This window comes from Acinetobacter higginsii, assembly GCF_000369845.1.
GTDB lineage: Bacteria > Pseudomonadota > Gammaproteobacteria > Pseudomonadales > Moraxellaceae > Acinetobacter > Acinetobacter higginsii.
On the sequence record NZ_KB850223.1, the window covers coordinates 203,380 to 223,854 of the forward strand.

The 20,475-nt window shown below is 41.5% G+C and carries 14 protein-coding genes and 6 tRNA genes; 15 read left to right on the plus strand and 5 right to left on the minus strand.

Annotated features, from left to right (window positions below; all coding sequences use genetic code 11):
• Window positions 1-277 precede the first annotated feature (277 nt).
• The 8 genes from elsL to F885_RS01705 all read left to right on the plus strand — a co-directional run bounded on the left by elsL (window position 278) and on the right by F885_RS01705 (window position 2,317).
• Window positions 278-787: a cell wall-recycling L,D-carboxypeptidase ElsL gene (gene elsL, locus F885_RS01740; protein WP_005322587.1), complete on the plus strand. Its 510-nt coding sequence runs from the start codon at window positions 278-280 to the stop codon at window positions 785-787.
• Between the two features lie 163 nt (window positions 788-950).
• Window positions 951-1,026 (plus strand) — tRNA-Val (locus tag F885_RS01735).
• A 23-nt stretch (window positions 1,027-1,049) separates the two neighbouring features.
• Window positions 1,050-1,126: transfer RNA gene (locus F885_RS01730), tRNA-Asp, on the plus strand.
• Between the two features lie 43 nt (window positions 1,127-1,169).
• Window positions 1,170-1,246: transfer RNA gene (locus F885_RS01725), tRNA-Asp, on the plus strand.
• 92 nt (window positions 1,247-1,338) lie between these two features.
• A tRNA-Val gene (locus F885_RS01720) sits at window positions 1,339-1,414 on the plus strand.
• Window positions 1,415-1,453: 39 nt separating this feature from the next.
• Window positions 1,454-1,530 (plus strand) — tRNA-Asp (locus F885_RS01715).
• Window positions 1,531-1,669: 139 nt separating this feature from the next.
• Window positions 1,670-1,745, plus strand: a tRNA-Val gene (locus F885_RS01710).
• A gap of 89 nt (window positions 1,746-1,834) precedes the next feature.
• Window positions 1,835-2,317, plus strand: a complete 483-nt coding sequence (locus F885_RS01705) for a DUF2750 domain-containing protein (protein ID WP_004802944.1) — start codon at window positions 1,835-1,837, stop codon at window positions 2,315-2,317.
• A 20-nt stretch (window positions 2,318-2,337) separates the two neighbouring features.
• Here F885_RS01705 and F885_RS01700 read toward each other — a convergent pair whose 3' ends face one another.
• The 4 genes from F885_RS01700 to yccS all read right to left on the minus strand — a co-directional run bounded on the left by F885_RS01700 (window position 2,338) and on the right by yccS (window position 8,807).
• Window positions 2,338-3,123 (minus strand): YdcF family protein, encoded by a 786-nt coding sequence (locus tag F885_RS01700; protein ID WP_005322590.1) that lies wholly within the window; start codon window positions 3,121-3,123, stop codon window positions 2,338-2,340.
• 120 nt (window positions 3,124-3,243) lie between these two features.
• Window positions 3,244-5,781 (minus strand): PepSY domain-containing protein, encoded by a 2,538-nt coding sequence (locus F885_RS01695; protein ID WP_005322592.1) that lies wholly within the window; start codon window positions 5,779-5,781, stop codon window positions 3,244-3,246.
• A gap of 163 nt (window positions 5,782-5,944) precedes the next feature.
• Window positions 5,945-6,526: a YcxB family protein gene (locus F885_RS01690; RefSeq protein ID WP_004802952.1), complete on the minus strand. Its 582-nt coding sequence runs from the start codon at window positions 6,524-6,526 to the stop codon at window positions 5,945-5,947.
• Between the two features lie 106 nt (window positions 6,527-6,632).
• Window positions 6,633-8,807: a YccS family putative transporter gene (gene yccS / locus F885_RS01685; protein ID WP_005322594.1), complete on the minus strand. Its 2,175-nt coding sequence runs from the start codon at window positions 8,805-8,807 to the stop codon at window positions 6,633-6,635.
• A gap of 107 nt (window positions 8,808-8,914) precedes the next feature.
• Between yccS and F885_RS01680 the strand changes: the two genes are divergently transcribed.
• On the plus strand, window positions 8,915-10,129 hold the full coding sequence (locus F885_RS01680; RefSeq protein ID WP_005322596.1) for a multidrug effflux MFS transporter: 1,215 nt from the start codon (window positions 8,915-8,917) through the stop codon (window positions 10,127-10,129).
• Between the two features lie 20 nt (window positions 10,130-10,149).
• Here the strand turns inward: F885_RS01680 and F885_RS01675 are convergent, their stop codons facing one another.
• Window positions 10,150-10,854, minus strand: coding sequence for a nitroreductase (locus tag F885_RS01675; RefSeq protein WP_005322598.1), 705 nt, complete (start codon window positions 10,852-10,854; stop codon window positions 10,150-10,152).
• A 423-nt stretch (window positions 10,855-11,277) separates the two neighbouring features.
• Here F885_RS01675 and F885_RS01670 point away from each other — a divergent pair, with 423 nt between their 5' ends.
• The 6 genes from F885_RS01670 to F885_RS01645 all read left to right on the plus strand — a co-directional run bounded on the left by F885_RS01670 (window position 11,278) and on the right by F885_RS01645 (window position 20,459).
• Entirely contained in the window at window positions 11,278-12,627 is a 1,350-nt protein-coding gene (locus tag F885_RS01670; RefSeq protein WP_005322599.1) for a DcaP family trimeric outer membrane transporter, read from the plus strand.
• 188 nt (window positions 12,628-12,815) lie between these two features.
• The gene (gltS, locus tag F885_RS01665) at window positions 12,816-14,051 is read left to right on the plus strand and encodes a sodium/glutamate symporter (RefSeq protein ID WP_004652335.1); all 1,236 of its coding nucleotides are present in this window, start codon (window positions 12,816-12,818) and stop codon (window positions 14,049-14,051) included.
• Between the two features lie 94 nt (window positions 14,052-14,145).
• Window positions 14,146-15,627: an alanine/glycine:cation symporter family protein gene (locus tag F885_RS01660; protein ID WP_005206050.1), complete on the plus strand. Its 1,482-nt coding sequence runs from the start codon at window positions 14,146-14,148 to the stop codon at window positions 15,625-15,627.
• A 160-nt stretch (window positions 15,628-15,787) separates the two neighbouring features.
• Window positions 15,788-16,768: a patatin-like phospholipase family protein gene (locus F885_RS01655; protein ID WP_005206048.1), complete on the plus strand. Its 981-nt coding sequence runs from the start codon at window positions 15,788-15,790 to the stop codon at window positions 16,766-16,768.
• A 227-nt stretch (window positions 16,769-16,995) separates the two neighbouring features.
• Complete coding sequence (sbmA, locus tag F885_RS01650) at window positions 16,996-18,189, plus strand: peptide antibiotic transporter SbmA (RefSeq protein WP_005322600.1); 1,194 nt, start codon at window positions 16,996-16,998, stop codon at window positions 18,187-18,189.
• A 218-nt stretch (window positions 18,190-18,407) separates the two neighbouring features.
• Window positions 18,408-20,459 (plus strand): M13 family metallopeptidase, encoded by a 2,052-nt coding sequence (locus F885_RS01645; RefSeq protein ID WP_005322601.1) that lies wholly within the window; start codon window positions 18,408-18,410, stop codon window positions 20,457-20,459.
• Window positions 20,460-20,475: the final 16 nt, after the last annotated feature.

The window sequence follows — 20,475 nt, forward strand, 5'->3', positions numbered from 1 at the left end:
ATCGCTTTAAGGCTTTGTCCTGAGGAGCGATTAAAGCTCCGCAAGAAGACGAGCAGTCATGCTGCGAGTGGCGAGTTAAGAAAAGAAATCCTTTGTTCTGAGAATCGATAAAACATTGCTTATCGCCGATCCAAAAGATCAGAACAAGATTAAATCACGCTACATCGTTTTGTTTTTATATTTAAACCCAATGAATAATTAAAACTACTGAAAAGTACAAGAAAAAGATTACGGTCTATGTTGAAATAAAAGTGTTCTTTCATCTATCGAGATAAAAATGAGCTATACCCTAGATCAGGCAGATATCGTCATTGATTTAGCAAAACAAACCTTACATTTACCAAAACATAATAAATTCTATGTGATCTCTTCTGGTAAGAACGGCATTGGTGAGCAAGAAAATAGTGGCAAGACGCCAAGAGGTTGGCATCAGGTTGCTCAAAAGATTGGTGGTGATGCACCTAAAAATGCCGTATTTATTGCACGCCAACCCACGGGTGAAGTGTATGACCAGCAATTAGCGCAACAATTTCCACAACGAGATTGGATATTGTCGCGTATTTTATGGTTGGATGGTTTAGAAGAAGGCTTTAACCATGGGGAAGGGCACGATACCTTTAAGCGTTATATCTATATTCATGGTACTCCTGATACAGAACCGATGGGCATTCCAATGTCACATGGTTGCATTCGTATGAAGAATGATGAAATTCTTGAACTGTTTGAACTCGTTTCTGAGCAAGCTGTGGTTTATATTTCTGAACAAGCCTTAGAAAATAAAGCGTGAAAATGCAAATAAGTGCTTAAATAAAATACGAAAATATCATTTTTTTGATGGAATGACTTATTTTTTAATCATTCGTACGGTTTTTTCGGAAAAGAGTGGCAAAAGCGTTTGACAGGCTGTAAAGATTCTCTATAATGCACCTCACAAACGATGAAGACGTTAAGGGCGCTTAGCTCAGTTGGTAGAGCGTCTGCCTTACAAGCAGAATGTCGGCGGTTCGATCCCGTCAGCGCCCACCAAGCCTTTACGTTAAAACTCAAGTGCAGCGGTAGTTCAGTTGGTTAGAATATCGGCCTGTCACGCCGAGGGTCGCGGGTTCGAGCCCCGTCCGCTGCGCCACTTAAGTTTTAATAATTGTTTGTCATGATTGCAAAATTATCGTGCAGCGGTAGTTCAGTTGGTTAGAATATCGGCCTGTCACGCCGAGGGTCGCGGGTTCGAGCCCCGTCCGCTGCGCCACTTAAATTTGCAAGAATGAACACCTTGGGATACAAGATGATAATTTTATCTTGCGTCATAAAGATTGATAGTTAGTCAGTTTTTATTCCTTAGGGCGCTTAGCTCAGTTGGTAGAGCGTCTGCCTTACAAGCAGAATGTCGGCGGTTCGATCCCGTCAGCGCCCACCATAATTTGTGACATTTACTTCTCAATAGAAGTAATACAGTGCAGCGGTAGTTCAGTTGGTTAGAATATCGGCCTGTCACGCCGAGGGTCGCGGGTTCGAGCCCCGTCCGCTGCGCCATTCTCTTGATATCAGTTTAAGAGGATGTTAGTTTTAACAAGTATCTTTATACTTGATCTCTGATTCGAGATGCCATTAGAAAAATCGAAGATTTTTCTCTTGCGCTCAGACAAAGCTTCGCTTTGTTTATCCTCGCTCAGGGCGCTTAGCTCAGTTGGTAGAGCGTCTGCCTTACAAGCAGAATGTCGGCGGTTCGATCCCGTCAGCGCCCACCATATATCTTCCCTAAATCTCATATCATTGTAATCCATACAAAGTTATTCTATCATTAGCGTCAATAATGATTCTAATATTGAAGTACTTTATGAGAAACCCTTATCAACGCAAGGCTGCGTCGAAATCTCAAACTACACCTTCTGGTTCTTCACTCAAAGACGCTTACCGTCAGTTCATTCAAAATATTGTTATGCAACGTCATGTGATTGCACTGTATCACGATGGTTGGGCCTTATGCTCAACACCATCTGGGCAACATGCTTTATCCGTGTGGCAGAATAAAAGTTTGGCAAAACTGCTGATTAAAGACAATTGGGCGCAATACGAAATTCAGGAAGTACCATTACTGGCTTTTATTGAAAAATTGATTCCATTTTTAAAAGAAAATAATACGATCTTATCTCTAGATTTAACCCCAGAGGGAAACAATTTATTGGTTTCTCCTGATTCTTTGTTATTGGATATTAAGAATTTTTTATACCAAATATATTTACAACGTCCAGATGTCTTTGCTGAGTTAAAACTACCTTTACCACGTGATATTCGGTTGCATAACTCAGCTTCATCCTAATTGAGAGGGTAATCTCTCAATCAATACTCATTTAAGATCCAACCACTCGCATAGGCAAAGTATTCTCTTAACCATGCATTGTAGCGTGTGCTTAGAGGTGTAGTCGCACCGAGTAGGGTAATATCCGTATAGCCTTGTTTCTTAGCAATGGCAGCAGCACGCAAGGTATGAAAGTCACTGGTCACAATTGCAATTGGTTGTTGAATGCTAATCTGTTGTGCCTGCAAGAGCTGTTGGCTATTTTTAAGATTTAGCTCAGTGCTGGTGCTTTTATCTTCCAAAATGATTTGTGATGCAGGAATGTGATAGTGTTGTTGTACGTAACGTGACATCACCACGGCTTCGCTATCAGTTTCACCAAAATCAATACCACCTGTCATGACTAATTTTGCTTGAGGCTGAGCTAAAGCAATTGGGGCGGCACGGTCTAAACGTTTTGCGAGCGTTGCAGATGGTTGTCCTTTTTCCACACCACTACCTAGTACGATAATTGCTTTAACCGCAGGGATATGTTGAGTTTTGGCATTATTATCTGAAAGATAATCAAAGAAATAGCCTAAGCTAACTAACCAAATCCAGAAACAGAGCCAGCCAAAGCGCCAGATTGAATGCAAGCGGAAATGATAGAAAAAGAAACGTTCAATATGATAATAGAAATAAGCATAGAGACAGAAAAATAGTCCAAGTAGCAGCGGCAGTACGGTTCCGATATGAATCTTTTTAAAAGCGATCAGAATTGCGCCATCTAAGAACAGAACTGAACCGATAAGGGCTAAAATAATACGAACCCATGAACTTATTTGCATAATCTTAATTGTGTCGATTTGAACCGTGCTAAGTGTATGCAAAATTCAGAGAAAGGCAAATCCTCTTATTGTCTTATAAAAAAACGAGTGGCTAGCACTCGTTTTTTTTATAGAGAAGAATTAATAAACGTCTCGGCGATAACGACCAGCTTGTCTTAACTCATCCAGTTTTTCTTCGCTAAGAATTTCCATCAATGCCTGATCGACACCAGAAGCCATACCTTCAATGCTACCACAGACATAAATCACCGCACCTTGCTCAACCCATTTGATCAGTTCATCTGCATTGTTGCGTAATATATCCTGCACATAGACACGTTGTTCTTGATCACGAGAAAAAGCCAAATCCAGACGCTGTAGTGTTCCCATGTTTAACCAGGCTTGAATGGTTTCTTGATAGAAGAAATCATGTTCGCGTTGACGTTCACCAAAGATCAGCCAGTTGGCCGTGTAATTTTGGCGATTACGTTGCTGTAACAAGCTCATGAGACCTGCGATACCAGTACCATTACCAATACAGATAATTGGGCGGTTGTCATCAATTAAATGGAATGATTCATTGGTTCGAATACGCAGGGCGATGTTTTGTTTGGGTTGCGCAAATTCGGTTAACCAGCCAGAACCAAGACCGAGTTGATCATTTTCATCACGTTTTTGGCGAACCACTAGTCTTAGTACTTGTTGAGATGGAATACTGGCAATCGAATATTCACGTGCGGGTAGGGTGGGTAACTGTTCCAGTAAGTCTTCAAGCGTACCAAACGGCTGGATCTCAACCCGCAGATTTTTATTCCACAGTGCATGTTCAATATTTTGCTTCAATGATTCAACGATACTATGTGCAGGGGTTTGATACTTGATCAAGAAATTCTGAATATCAGTCAAACTGTTGGCAGGTTGAATTTCTGCAATATCACCCGCATGCCATGTTATGTCAGATGCTGAGGTCAGCTCGATATTATAAGCTGCCTGCCCTAAGCTATCTGGGTTGAGTAGGGTGCGTTCGCTTAGCGTCCATTGATCAAATACTTTCTCAATATTCATCGCATGTAGTTCATGCTGGGTTACCGCAGACAAGCCCTGATTCCAACGTTGAATATCGTTGCTATTGGCATTATCCACTTCAATCAAGTCAAACAGCGGCTGTGCTTTGCATTGTTTTAACCATGCATCTACTGCATAGCCGAAGCTGCAATAGCTGTCAGGGTATTCTTTTGAACCCAGTGCAAGTACGGCATAGTGCATTTGGCCAAGATCAAGCTGTTGTTGCATCAGTTTCTTGCTGAAACTTGCGGCAAGATCAGGTGCCTCACCTGTACCATAGGTACTGATCACAAATAAAACCTGTGCTGCGTGTTGCAGGTCTTGCTCAGTCAGTTGCTGAATTGGTTTAACCGTGGTTGGCTGTTGTGCTTCTTGTAAGCTGGTCGCTGTACGCCAAGCCAATTGTTCAGCTACACCAGTTTGCGTTGCATAAGTAATCAGCCAAGGTTTGGCATTTGGGTCAATCTGCTGTGCGCCGAGTGACTGACGTGCCGCTTGAGTTAATTTCTTCTGTTTACGGCGTTTTAGATACAGCATCCAACCTGTTACAAAGAACAGTGGCATGGCCAATGAAGCCAACATGGCAATAAATTGATAGGTTGAACCAAAGAAGCTACCACGATGCACGGGCAGCATACTGCTCATGATTTTTTCATTGAGCTTCTTGTCTTCATACAGTTCGAATTTTTCGAATTTATTGTTTTGATAGTTATAAACCGCTTGGTTACGTGCACGCTCATGTTGTGGAATAGCATCGACAAATGAAAGTTCAACCTTGGCATCATCACGTTTAGGAATATTTAAGGTCAGGCTAGAATATTCACGGCCAATCTGTGCATTTACTCCTGTCCATGTTTGCGTCAGGATGCTATTAACCTGCGTTTTTTCCAGTTCAGGTTGCTTATTTTTGCCACGTTCATTATTTTGTTGATTACGTTGTGGTTGTTCAACGCCCATGACTTTGAACATACCTGCACGCCACCAGTCATAAGACCAATATAAGCCTGTACATGCAAACAGTAGATAGAACACAATGACCCAGGTTCCGACTACTGCATGTAGATCCCAAATAAAATTACGACCTTTTAGTTTTGGCTTAATAAACAACCATTGTTTAATACTATGTTTCTTTGGAAAGCGTAGATAGATACCACTCAATACAAAGAAAATCAGCATCAGCGTAGATGCCCCAGTAATCTGCGCCCCAAATTCTCCAGCCGTTAAATTACGATGTAAACGCTGAATAAATTGCAGCGTATCACGCCCTTTAACTTCAGGTAATACTGCCGCTGTATAGGGGTTGACCATCATATTATAGCCACGACGCGCACCTTCTTTTTTAATATTGACGGTTGACGATTCGATGGGATCAGCGGCAATGGTGATGCTGTTAATTTCAATCTCGGGTTGTTGTTGATTGAAATGTTGATACAGTTGGGCAGGGGTGAGTTTCGGTGTTTCGGCAACCTCAACGACATAGCTGTCTTGGTTGATCCATTTTAGAATCTGTGGTTCGTATGAATAGATTGCACCTGTTACCCCCATTAAAGAGAGAATAAGCCCCGCGGTAATCCCTAAAAACCAATGGATTTGGAAAAAAACTTTTTTAAACATGGTCAAAGAATGGAAAGATAATGGAATTCATGTAAAAAATTATAACCTAAGAATAAGTACATAATATGGATTTTGCAGGTAATATTGATTTTGATTCTCATTTATTTAGTGGGTATTAAAAAACCTCCCATGTAGGGAGGTCTTTTACGTCAGAGACTAAAACTTAAATTGATTTAGGTGCACCAACTGTTTCATTTAGGTGTCTACGTACGGTATTGAACGAGAAATTTTTCGAGTCCATACGCTTTGGTAAAATATAGGCACCTTGTTGTTCTTCGCCTTTTGTTTTTACCTTAAAGTTCACCAAAATAAAGTCAGGTGAACTATACCATTCGTAAATGTCTTTCCAACCAATGGTTGCAGTACCTTCTTGCAGACCCATTTTTTGACGCATCACGATACCGTGTGGTTGTACGCCTAAACGTAGACCTTTAATTTCCTGTACAGGGAATTCAGTCATCTTGCGTTTAACGTACCACTCCAGACCAAAACGTTTGATCAAATAGAACAGCACCACACTCACAATCACGACCCAACAAATCACAGTTGAGTAGGTTGAATAATATTTAATAAGTCCTGCAGCAACCAATGAGAGCACAACCAGTGCAATCATAATCATCCATGCTTTGCGGCTGAATTTGTTGGTACTACGCCAAATCATCAGTTGAGCTTGACGTTGTTCAGCTTCAGAAACTTCGTAAGGAACAGGTTGTAGCGTATAAGCGTATAGCGTTTTGGCGGTCATAGTATAAAAAATGAGTATATAACTGGGTTTAGTTTAACATCTATTGGCATGCAAAGATATTATGCCAATGGCGAATCATGGGCGGCTATTGCAATCACAACAGCCATTAAAGTGAAGCAAATTCGGTACCATCTTCATTCGGTTCATGGCTCAGACTCTGTTTCAGCATACTTAAGCGTGTCAACACACTGAGCATAAGTGAAAGTTGCTGCAAAATGATCAGTGATTTTGGATCATTATCTTCATTGCGGCTGAGACGGTCACGAATGGTTTGCATCAGGTTTTGTGCGGATAAATCAGGAACTTCATCTCTGAGCAGTGCCCCTTGAATATCGTCGACAGCCTGATCGAGTAAGCTCAGCACTTCCTGATCTTGGATTTGTTCCCGATGCGCGCCCAAGGCAGCGATATAACTTAAAAAGGTATGGCTGAGACATAAAAATTCAAAAGCCAAACTTTTTCGGTTCACATCAATGTTGGGTTCAGTTGCAATGGTGGAAATCAATGAAGCGACTTCGGCATCGGTATTGTGCGCAGCACGTCGAACCACGCGATAGTTCAGGGCATTGTTACGACCTTGATGATATTGTTCCACCACCTCGGCCAGATATTTACATTGCGCCTGTAGAGAACGTTGAATCGAACGCGGTAGTCTGCGGAACTTCCAGTCTGGCCAGATAAAGCTGACACCAAACCATGCCAAGGCACAGCCAATCACGGTATCAATAAAACGGGGTAGACCCGCTGCGAATGCAGAACCATCCAGATTAAAATTGATTAAGGCGAGAATGGTAATGAATGCAGTGGCTTGCGCATATTGTTTACTGCGTAGTTCCAGAAACAGTACACCGCTCAGGATCAGCATCACCAATTGACCTTCGATTGAAGGAATAAAATAGATAATCGCTAAACCAACAATAATCCCGACCAAGGTTCCGATGATACGTAGGTATAAACGTCGCTTGGTGGCATTGAAGTTGGGTTGGCAGACAAACAGTGCCGTTAATAAAATCCAGTAACCATAAGCAATATTGGTCATCTGAATAAACAGATAACCAATAAAGAGGACGATGGATAAGCGCACGGCATGACGGAAGAGTACCGATTCAGGGGTGAGATGCTGTTTCACCCGAACAATGATGTCATTCCAGCCTTTGAGATCATCATCTTTTAACTGGCTTTCGGTATGTTGTGCATTGATCTTTTGCAGATTTCGTTCGGTTTCTAGGTTTTGTAATTGTGCATCAATCGATTTGAGGTTTTGATAAAGTGCAAATAAGGCATTAATTCTGACTTGATCATAGTGTCCATCTTTGCGCAGTTTTTCTAATGATAAACGCAAGTTCTCAAAACTATGCTTAAAGCGCTTGTTATGTACATAACGGGTACGACTTAAAATAGATTGAGCCAAATCCTGACAGGCTTTGCCTTGAATCGATAAGATCCTTTGAAAGCGAAATAAAATATCACTATGTTGAAAGACTTTTGCCAGTTTTTGATAATCGATATGAGCTGAATCGGCGCGCTCATGAATATCTTGAGCGACAAAATAGTATTGCAGACTTCGTCGAGTTCCCTTTTGTCCACGGTCACCTTTGAGACGCGTCAACAGGGACATCCGCATATCGTTAAAGATTGCGACCAACTTGCCATTTTCCATGGCGATATCAATCATACTTTGTTGATAGCTAGAGGGGGTCATATCCACATCAAATAAGTTTGATTTAGCGAATAAGAAACTCCCTAAGGCGGTGTAGGACGCAGCCAGTTGATCTTGAACTTTACGTACGGGGAACAATAGAAAGCTGATGGTTGAAAGTAAGCCATACCAAGCAGCACCAACAACAAGCAGAGCAGGTTGCAGATACCATTGTTCAAATAAATGTACACCCAACATGGAATAGACCGAAATGACTAGACAACCATAGGCAATGGTGGCATAGCGACGACCTAAAGAACCCAATAAGATCCAGCCGATACAAGAGGCGATTAATCCAATTGCAAAGGCAATCGGATAGGGGAATAACAGTTGAACCGAAGCTGCTGTAATGAAGAACCCGATATAGGTATAAATCAGGTTCATGATGCGCACAGAAAAGCGGTCATCAATATCACTAATCGCGGCTGCAACGACACCGAGTGTTAAGGGAATCGTTGCCAATTGATAATCTAAAAGATAGGGAACAAAAGCAGTGCCCGTAAAGGCGATTAACATACGCACGTTATACATAAACGTGGTGTTATAGGTTGCTTGTCTTAAACGTCCGAACCAAGGATTCAAAGTTTGTCCTTTTTGTATTCTGCAATCAATTTTCTGATTCTTATTATGCACAAATATGTTGAGGATGCTAAGCTTAGAATGGTGATTAACATGAAAAGTAGAGCATTATGCAGGCAGAGCAAACCAATCAGCGTCAATATTCAACAGCATGGATTTTGTTGCTTGCTTTGTTAACCGCATTAGGGCCGTTGTCGATCGATATGTATTTACCCGCTTTGCCACAAATGGCAGATGAGTTCGGGGTCAGTACACAAATGGTTGCCAATACCTTACCCGCTTATTTTTTGGGACTGGCGATTGGACAGTTGATTTATGGACCTGTCAGTGACCGTATTGGACGTAAAAAGCCATTATATTTTGGCTTGGGGCTTTATGCGATTGCCAGTTTAGCCTGTGTCTTTGCGACCAATGAGTGGGCTTTGATTGCAGCTCGTATCTTTCAAGCTTTAGGTGGCTGTGTCGGTGTGGTCATGGCGCGAGCAACCATTCGTGATCGTCTGGATATGCACGGCTCTGCACAAGCCTTTTCTAGCATGATGATTGTGATGGGGCTGGCACCGATTCTGGCACCAATCTTTGGTGCATGGATTCTTAATTTCTTTCCATGGCAAGCGATTTTTATCACTTTATCGATGATCGGGGTGATGTGCTGGCTCTGTGTACATTTCTTCTTTAAAGAGTCACTGCCTGTTGAACGCCGTTTAAAATTATCGGCTTATCAAGTCACCACACTCTATGCTGCTATTCTTAAAGATGAGAGCTTTAGAGTACCAATGTTTGCGGGTTGTTTAACTGGCGCCGCTTTATTCTGCTATATCAGCTCTGCTTCCGAAGTGTTTATGGGGCAATATGGATTGTCTCAGCAACATTTCTCTTATGCATTTGCGTTGAATGCAGCAGGGATTATGTTGATGTCCTCACTGAATAAACATCTGAATACCCGAATGGGAATTTTTCAACGCCTGCGTTTGGGTGGTCTAATCCAGTGTTTTGGGGCATTGATTGTGCTGACTGCTGGGTTGATGGAGGATGCACCGCTATTACTGCTAATGTCAGGCTTATTCTTGGTGGTATCAGGAATTGGTTTAACAGGGCCGAATGCCATGGCTTTGGCGATGTCTCAGCAAGGGGCACGTGCAGGTACGGCCAGTGCGATTATGGGCAGTATGCAATTTGCTTGTGGTCTGTTGGCTGGGATTATCTTGAACTTCTTGGTGTGGAAGGCATCTTTGAACATGGGCATCATGATGCTGTTATTTACCAGTGCGGGATTGTTCGCCATTTTAAAAGTAGGGAAACAGCAAAGCAGTCTCTCCGCTTAGAGACTGCTTTATTTACAAGTCTAGTCTAAAAACACCGTGAAGTTTTCAACAGGTTCACGCGGTGTAATAAAGGTATTCACAATATGCTCAGGGTCAGCATGACCTAAAGCCACGGCACAAACCAGTTCTTCATCTTCTGGTGCGCCCAAAATATCGAGTACGATTGGATGGAAATGATTCCATGCGGCTTGCGGGCAAGTATCTAAGCCACGCGCTTTAGCAGCCACCATGACATTTTGAATCATCATGGCAATATCCATTTTGGAGCCGATCCCCATGACTTTATTCACGGTAAAATATAAAGCAACGGGGGCATCGAACAATTGAAAGTTACGCAATTGTTGTGCTGCCATTTTTTCTTTTTCGCCCTTTTGAATGCCCAGCAAACCATACAGACCCCAACCATTGGCACGACGACGATCAATGAACGGTGAAATCCAAGTTGCAGGGTAATAGGCAAAAGTTTCTTGATATTGTGCTGCAAGCTCAGGTTTTTGTAGCAGTTCAATTTGGGCAGTGCAAACACGATCAATCATCTCTGCACGTTTTTGCCCTGTCACCACATAGACTTTCCAAGGCTGAACATTGGTGCCAGAAGGCGCACGACTTGCTACCGCTAAAATATCTTTGATGGTTTGTGTTTCGACAGGGGTATCTAAAAATGCACGGACTGAATGACGAGACGTAATCGCTTCATCTACATAGTGGACTTGTTCCGTGTTCATAAAAAACTCCTCATCATTTTGATCTTTTAATGTGTGCTGACTATAAATCAATAAATGGTTTTTGCAGATAGTTTTTCACATACAACTTTAGCGGTGTGTAAAAAATAATCACAAAAAGAAAGCTTTATGATAAGTTGTAGTATGTTTTATATGTTTTGTTTGGTTTCTGTGAAAAAGAAAACTATTAGTAACATAATGAAATCGAAAAACTATTTTTTTATTCACGCGAAAATGATGAGAACTCCTTAAATAAAAAGTACACACAATATTCGAAATTTATGCATAATACGCCCTTTTTAAAAAACTGATTGGGCTTTCCTTACTGATAAGGTGAGGGGAATTTTCTATCCTAGGCATAGCAAATTTATCCAATTTTATGCCGCTAGAAAATGTTGAAATATACACAGATACAAGGAGCTTCTCATGAGTGTATCTCTCATCCGTAAGCCGTTCGTACTACAAGGTTTAGCAATCACTGTTGCTGCCTTAATGATGAACAACGCACACGCTGCTAGTGAGCAAGAACAGATTCAACAACTTCGTGATGAAGTGAAGGAATTAAAAGCTTTATTACAGCAATATGTTCCCCAAGCAAAACAAAAAAATGACCTTGCTCCTGTACAGGAACATTCTAATTTTAAAGAAGCACACCCAGATCATCCTACAAATGTAGCTGTAGCGCCCGCTGTTCCTAAAAAGTCGCAATTGGTGTTTAACACTGCTTCTGGCGCAGAAGTTAAATTACACGGTTTCTTACGTGGTGATGCTTCTTATCAAGCCAAAGGTGGTGACGGAATCTTTAACCGCATCAATAAGGTTGATTTAGAAGGCGCTGAAAAGAATAGCGATCGTTTCTATAGCACGGCAACGGTTACCCGCTTAGGCCTGGATTTTAAAGCACCTGTGGAAGGCGCTGAAGTCGGTGGTAAGTTAGAAGTTGATTTCCGTGGTGGTAGTAGCAATGACACCATTCGTATCCGTCACGCGTATATGACCTTTAATGACTGGTTATTTGGTCAAACCACATCGACGTTCTTGGCAACAGATTTACAGCCAGAAATGCTAGATTTTAACTCACCTTTGGGAATCGGGACTTACCGTACACCAATGGTTCGTTATAGCGGTGCATTTAATCCAAATACACATTATTTTGTTGCCTTAGAAAAAGGCAATGACGATAACCGAGCGCCTGCTTTAACTTCAAAATTAAAATATGATTTTGCAGAAGGTCAGGGCACAAGCTCTGCACGTGTGTTACTTACCGAAGCCCGCAGTAAAGCTGCTTACAATAATGACAAACAGCTCAGTGCCAATGACGCTGAATTAGGCTGGGGTGTTGCGGTTGGTGCAAAATATAAGTTCAGCGATGCGTTGCAGGCGATGATTGATTACTCGCATGTGAAGGGTGACAGCAAATTCTTGTTGTATACCAACAATGCTTATAACGTAAATCCAAATAATTTCGGTTTAAATTTGAATGAATTTGATGCGCTGACACTCGGTGCAACTTATCAAATTAATCCTAAATTACGTAGTACCTTGGCTTATGGCGCAATGTTTGCTGATGATAGCAATGACTTTGCTAAACAAGCGGTGATTGCAAAAGATGCTGCGCAGAACAAAACCTTGCAACAAGGTTGGTGGAATATCATGTATTCACCAGTTACACCGATTACGTTTGGTCTAGAGTATGTCTACGGTGAACGTAAGACCTTTGATGGACAAAAAGGTAAGGATAATCGTGTAGGGGCCATGGCTCGCTATAACTTCTAAGCCACCTATCTAGTAGGTGTAATCATCCGTGAAAACTGATCAACGAAACAGGCCTTAGTTCTTGCTTAGAACTGTATGCTTTTTATTAAGTTGATTGAGTTTTCACTCATTTTGAGAGTTACTATTTTATGCGTTCCAAAGTGGTGAAAAAATCATCGGTAGAACGAATAAAATAAACGGAAGAAGATATGGAATTTACTTTTAATGGTTTCTATACCCTAATTTCGGCGGTCATCGTCTTGTTATTAGGACGTTTGCTCGTTAATAAAATTGACTTCTTAAAACGCTATAACATTCCTGAGCCTGTGGCTGGTGGTTTGGTTGCAGCGGTACTTTCACTACTTGTACACTCACTTTGGGGTTACAGTATTGTGTTTAGTAGTGAATTACAAACCAGTTTTATGTTGATCTTCTTCGCTTCGATTGGCTTAAGTGCTAACTTCATGAAGCTCAAAGAAGGCGGTATTGGTTTAGTGATCTTCCTGGTCTGTGTCGCCTCTTTTATTGTGGTACAGAACGCTGTCGGCATGAGCCTTGCAACCATGCTAGGTATTGATCCTTTGGTGGGTTTGATTGCAGGTTCAATCACATTGACTGGTGGTCATGGTACTGCAGGTGCATGGGGTGAAATTCTTGAGACTCAGCATGGGATTCAAGGTGCGTTGGCTTTAGGTATGGCGAGTGCAACTTTCGGTCTGATTATCGGTGGTATTATCGGTGGTCCATTGGCGAAGTTGTTGATTAACCGTTATAGCCTTGCTCAAGCACAGACCCCAGCTGAAATCAAAAATCGCGATACGCATTTAGATCAACATCCTGACGAGCTGGCACCATTTGAAAATCCACATCAGGTTCGTTTAATTACGGCTGATAATGCGATTACGACTTTGGGTATGTTTGCTGCGTGTTTGGCATTTGCAGAATTCATGACAGGTTTCAGTAAGGGCACTTGGTTCGAGTTACCAACTTTCGTTTGGGCGCTTGGCGGTGGTGTGATCTTACGTAATGTCTTAGAAAGCGTATTAAAAGTAGATATCTTTGACCGTGCAATTGATGTGTTTGGTAATGCATCATTATCGCTCTATCTTGCAATGGCATTGCTTTCATTGAAATTGTGGCAGTTGGCAGATTTGGCTGGCCCGCTTGTCGTTATTTTAGGTGCGCAAACCATTACGATGGCATTATATGCTGCGTTCATTACCTTCCGCGTCATGGGTAAAAACTACGATGCAGCGGTATTGGCAGCAGGTCACTGTGGTTTTGGTATGGGGGCAACACCAACTGCGGTTGCAAACATGCAAGCGATTACCAATATGTATGGACCATCTCATAAAGCCTTCTTGATTGTTCCGCTTTGTGGTGCGTTCTTCGTTGATTTAATTAACGCAACAGTAATTCAATTAATTTTGAAATTCTTTGCCTAAGTCGGATCAAAAGCCCCAAGCGGGGCTTTTTTGATTCATCCATTGTTATCGTATATGTACGGACGTACATAAAATATTTAAAAGCGAATAAGTGATGAATGAAAAATTAAATGACACCCTGATGGCTTGGGTAAGTTTTTTCAATGATCCTTTATGGGACTTTCTCGTTGTTTTCCTGCTTGCAGTCGGTATTTTTTATACCATTGCAACGAAAGCTGTCCAAATCAGAATGTTCTTCCACAGTATCAAGGTGATGAAGGGCAGTCGTACTAAAGGTGAAGAAAAAGATTCACACGGATTGACACCTTTCCAAGCATTTGTAACGGGCTTAGCCAGTCGTGTTGGGGTAGGTAACATTGCAGGTGTGGCGATCGCGATTGCGATTGGTGGACCAGGTGCGGTGTTCTGGATGTGGTTTACTGCATTGTTGGGGATGAGCTCGGCTTTTATTGAGTCTTCGCTTGCTCAGTTATTTAAGGTACGAGATAGCAATAGTAAGCAATTCCGCGGTGGACCAGCCTACTATATTACGCAAGGCTTACGCAGTAAAACCTTTGGTGTGATCTTCGCACTTGCACTAATCTTTACCTATGGTTTTGTATTCAACTCAGTTCAAATCAATGCGATTGCCAATGCATCTTCACATGCATGGGGTTGGGACAAAGCCAATCTGGTTGCCCACTTAGGTGGTGTTGATCTCGAAATTTCATGGGTAGGCCTTGCACTGGTTGTTATGGTTGCGTTAGCGATTTTCGGTGGTATTAAACGTATCGCCAAATTTGCAGAAATGTTTGTACCACTCAAAGCAGGTCTTTACCTTGCTGTGGCGATGTATATTGCGATCAGCAATTACGAACTTCTACCAGGGATCTTCAAACTGATCTTCACTGAAGCATTCCAGTTTAATGCAGCAGCGGGTGGTTTCTTCGGTGCCATGATTTCGATGGCAATGATGCAAGGGATCAAGCGTGGCTTGTTCTCTAACGAAGCGGGTATGGGTTCTGCACCAAACGCTGCAGCAGCATCGGATGTGAAACATCCAGTGAACCAAGGCTTGGTGCAAATGCTTGGTGTATTCGTTGATACGTTCATTGTGTGTACCAGTACTGCGATCATTATCTTGGTATCGGGTGTTTATCACGATGCGGGCTTTGTCGGGGTAGAGCTGACACAGCGTGCTTTAGAGACTCAAGTCGGACACTGGGGTGCTGACTTCCTTGCGGTGCTGTTATTCTTATTCTGTTATTCCGCTGTACTTGGTAATTATGCCTATGCAGAAAGTAATGTGCAGTTTATCAATAACAATCCGAAAGTGATGTTCATCTTCCGAATCTTTGTATTGGTAATGGTGTATTTCGGTGCGATTGGTAGTGTGCCATTGGTTTGGTCAATGGCGGACTTGTTCATGGGGATCATGGCAACGATTAACTTGATTGCAATCTTGTTGTTAACCCCTATGGCACGTACATTGTTGAAAGACTACACCTCTCAACTTAAACGAGGTATTAAAGAGCCTGAGTTTAAGATTGATAACTATCCAGAATTAAAGAAAAAAGTTGATTCTGATATTTGGTAATGCATCTAAAGCAAAACTAAAATCATAAAAAAGGCTCCTTTCGAGGAGCTTTTTTTTTTATGTCTTTTTGATGACAAATACAAAAAATTGCTACAGTTTTTAGATGTGCTAAACGCTAAAATTCGGATCTGAGATATGGTTAATATGGCAATCGCGGCGTATGAAACAGCTTAAATTATGGATGTTGGGTCTTTCAATGGCAATTTTGGCTGGTTGCCAAAGTACCTCACATTTAAAACCTGTCATTGAAGATGCCCAAGCTCAAGCTGTAAGCCAACCCTTTAATGCTATCAAACAGCAGCAAAAGCGTCCTGTGATTGCATTGGTGTTGGGCAGTGGTGGCGCGCGTGGTTATGCCCATATTGGTGTGATTGAAGTCTTAGAGCAGCAAGGCATTCGTCCAGATTTTATTGTGGGGACCAGTGCAGGCAGTATTGTTGGTTCAATCTATGCCAGTGGTAAAAGTCCTGCCGAATTACGCGATATTGCGTTAAAACTCAAAGCCAATGATGTGCGCGAAGTCAATGTCAGTCTAAAGGGCTTTTTTGACGGTAAAAAAGTGGAAGACTATATCAATGAGCAAGTGCATAACCTGCCATTAGAAAAGATGAAAATCCCAATGTATGTGGTGGCAACTGAATTAAAAGATGGCACCCGAACCGTCTTTAATTATGGTAATACCGGGCAGGCAGTGCGGGCTTCTGCATCCATTCCAAGTATGTTTGTACCGACTAAAATTCATGATGTTGAGTATGTTGATGGTGGTTTAGTCAGCCCTGTACCTGTGCAGGTTGCACGTGAACTGGGTGCGGATGTGGTCATCGCCGTGGATATCTTGGCTCAGCCGATTCATACGGAAACCAGTAATGTCTGGGGCTTGTTCAACCAAAATATCAATATCATGCAAGGACGTTTGGCCGAAGAGGAACTTAAAGAGGCTGATATTGTAATTCAACCTGATCTGCGTGAAAAAGCGCATATCTTTGATGTCAAAGGTCGAGAGATGACTATGCAGGCAGGAGTGGATGCTGCCAATGAAAAACTCGCTGAAATTCAATGGGCAATTCAAAGCAAGAGCTTCCCAACGCAAAGCGAGCAACAGGATATTGCCTTAAAAATGAGTACCTCAGCACCACGTTAAGCCTTTATTTTATGAACCTTGTAATGGACTTAAGTACTTGAGTCCATTTACTAAACTTATATTCGGGCAAAAACAAATTGTAAATCATCTACAAAAAGCTATTAAAAAGAGAAAAAAACAGGTAAATAACTACAAATCATCAAACTTTTTTATCAGACAGTTTTAAGTTTCAGGTCATAGGATGACCTAGTCAAATGAGTCGCTACCTAACAAGGATTGTTAAACAGATGTTTAAGTCTTTCTTTCCCAACCCACGTTTGTTTTTTATTTCTGTCATCGTATGGTTATCCCTCAATATGTTGCTGTGGTACACCGGTGGGCATAGTTGGGGCGAATATCTTGGTTTTGCCAAAGGTTATGCTAATGCAGAGTTGCCAATTGGTGTTAGTCGTTTTTGGGCACCTTCTTCGCTTTGGTTCTATTCTTGGTTTATTACCGCAACAGCACTATTTGCTGGTTTTTGGCGGATATTTTCAGCCAATAAATGGCAACGTTGGTCGATTTGGGGATCCGCCTTTATCATCTTTAATATCTGGTTTGCCGTACAAGCGAATGTTGCGATTAATGCATGGTATGTACCATTTTGGGATTTAGTCCAAAGCATGCTCTCTGCAAAAGGGGGGGATGTTCTAGCACTTTATAAGGAGTTGGCGGTTTTTTTATGGATTGCTATGGTGTACGTGACCTTGGCAACGATCAATGTCTTTTTTACCAGTCATTATGTTTTTCGTTGGCGTACAGCAATGAATGAATATTATGTCGAGAATTGGGAAAAATTGAGACATATTGAAGGTGCTTCACAACGTGTGCAAGAAGACACCATGCGTTTTGCAACGATTGTTGAGGACTTGGGTGTAGAGTTTATTAAAGCGATTATGACGCTTATTGCATTTTTACCATTACTTTTTATCTTATCAAATCATGTACCTGCATTACCTATTATTGGTGAGGTTAAATATTCATTAGTATGGGCTGCTGTGTTATGGGCTGTCTTTGGAACCATACTTTTAATGGTTGTTGGGATAAAATTGCCAGGTTTGCAATTTAATAATCAGAAAGTCGAGGCTGCTTACCGTAAAGAATTAGTTTATGGTGAAGATCATGTCGAATATGCTCAGCCTGCCAAGTTAAAAGAGCTATTTGCTCAAGTAAGAAAAAACTATTTCCGCCTATACTTCCATTATTCTTATTTTAATTTGACCGCAAACTGGTATGGACAACTTGATATTTTATATAAGCTAGTCGTGTTATTTCCATCTATTTCAGCAGGTCTGTTAACCCTTGGTTTATTTCAACAGATACTGAATGTATTTAGTAATGTTCGAGATTCTTTCCAATATCTGATTAGTTCATGGAAAACTATCATCGAGTTACTATCGATTCATAAACGTCTTAAAGCTTTTGAAAAAATATTAGATTAGTTTGAACAGTTAAGATTAAGAAAGCCTTGGCTTGATGCTAAGGCTTTTTTATTGCCAAAGGTTTTAGCGAGTTTGTGGTTTTTATGTGAAAAGTGAATATATATTGCAACGAAAATGACTTTATTTGATCAAAGTACTTCACTATAGTCGCTTGATAAAATTAATGATCTTTCATTTCTCTCTTGTATCGCTTAAAACCTAAATAAATAGGATAAATCATGAAACCTATATTGCTCAAAAGTGTATTGGCGCTTGCACTGACTGCCTTTACTGCAACTGTATGGGCTGACCAAGCAATTCAATCTTCTACAACACAAAAAGTTTCTGGCATAGACCAACAGTATATCGACCAAAGCGTGCCTGCCAATGATGACTTTTATAACTATGTGAATGGCACATGGTTAAAAGATACTGAGATTCCAGCAGATAAATCACGCTGGGGCGCATTCAACGAATTACATGAGCTATCGACCAATCAGTTACATGCTATTGTTGATGAACTGAGTACAAAAAAATGGGCAACAGGAACAGTAGAGCAAAAAGTTTCCAGCCTATATGCCAGCTTTATGGATGAAAAAACAATTGAAGCGCAGGGAATTACACCATTAAAGCAAGAATTGGCAGGTGTGGATGCGATTCAAAATAAACAAGACCTTGCTCAATTAATGGGGCATTTCTCTCGCATCGGGGTTAGAACGCCGTTTGATATCAGTATTGATCAAGATATGAAACGCTCTGATGTGATGATTGCAGGTCTGGCGCAGCGTCGTTTGGGTTTACCAGATCGAGACTATTATCTAAAAGATGATCAGAAGTTTGTGGAAACTCGCGCCAAATATCTGAAGCATATTGAGCGGATGCTGCAACTGTCTGGCGATCAGCAAGCAGCACAGCATGCACAAGACATTCTCAAGCTCGAAACAGAATTGGCAAAAATCCAGTGGAGCAATGTTCAGAACCGTGATTTATCTAAACGCTATAATATTTACTCACTTAAAGATTTGAATAAGTTAAGCCGTAGCTTTGATTGGGATAGTTATCTCAATACAGTCGGGGTCAAAGACAAAATTCAAACCATCCAAGTACATCAATTAAGTTATTTCAAAGCACTTGATCCAGTGATCAATAAAACCCCTTTAAATGTGTGGAAAGCGTATTTTAAATGGAACTTGATCAGTAATTTTTCGCCCTTCTTAAACAAGGCTTTTGTGGATGAAAGTTTTGAATTTTACGGCAAAACCTTACGTGATGTTGCAGAACAAGAAGTGCGCTGGAAGCGTGGTGTACAAACCGTAAATGCGGTGTTGGGCGATGGTCTGGGTAAAATCTATGTGGAAAAACATTTTTCTGCAGAGAAAAAACAGCGTATGGATGCTTTGGTGCAGAATTTGATCCAAGCCTATGATCAAAGCATTAGCCAGTTGGATTGGATGAGTCCTGCAACCAAAGTGCAGGCTAAAAAGAAATTAGCCAGCTTATCGATTAAAGTCGGCTATCCAAACAAATGGCGTGATTATTCAGCACTTGAGATTAAAGATGGTGATCTGATTGGCAATGTGATTCGTGCCAGAGAATTTGAGCATCAAGATGATTTAGACAAGCTCGGTAAACCTGTGGATCGTGATGAGTGGTTTATGACCCCGCAAACCGTGAATGCCTATTACAATCCATCCTCTAATGAAATTGTCTTTCCAGCAGCAATCTTGCAACCGCCATTCTTTAATATCGATGCGGATGATGCAGTGAACTATGGCGGGATTGGCAGTGTGATCGGGCATGAGATCAGTCATGGTTTCGATGATCAGGGCAGCCAGTTTGATGAATTGGGCAATATGCGTAATTGGTGGACCAAGCAAGATCATCAGAAGTTTAAAGCCAAAACACAGGCTTTGGTTGCGCAATATAATGCCTATGAGCCGATTGCAGGCTATCACGTCAATGGTGAACTGACCTTGGGTGAAAATATTGCCGATAATTCGGGTCTATCGATTGCTTATAAAGCGTATCAAATTTCGTTAGCAGGCAAAGCTGCGCCTGTGATCGAGGGGCGTACGGGTGAGCAGCGTTTCTATATGGGCTGGACGCAAGTTTGGCGTGCCAAAACTCGAGAAGCGCAAGCGATTGTGTATTTAAAAACCGACCCACACGCACCAGATAAAGTTCGCGCCAATGGTGCTTTAGTCAATCAAGCGCCGTTCTATGATGCTTTCAAGATCAAAGAAGGGGACAAAATGTATTTAGCGCCTGAAAAACGCGTTAGTATCTGGTAATTCGAGATCCAATAAA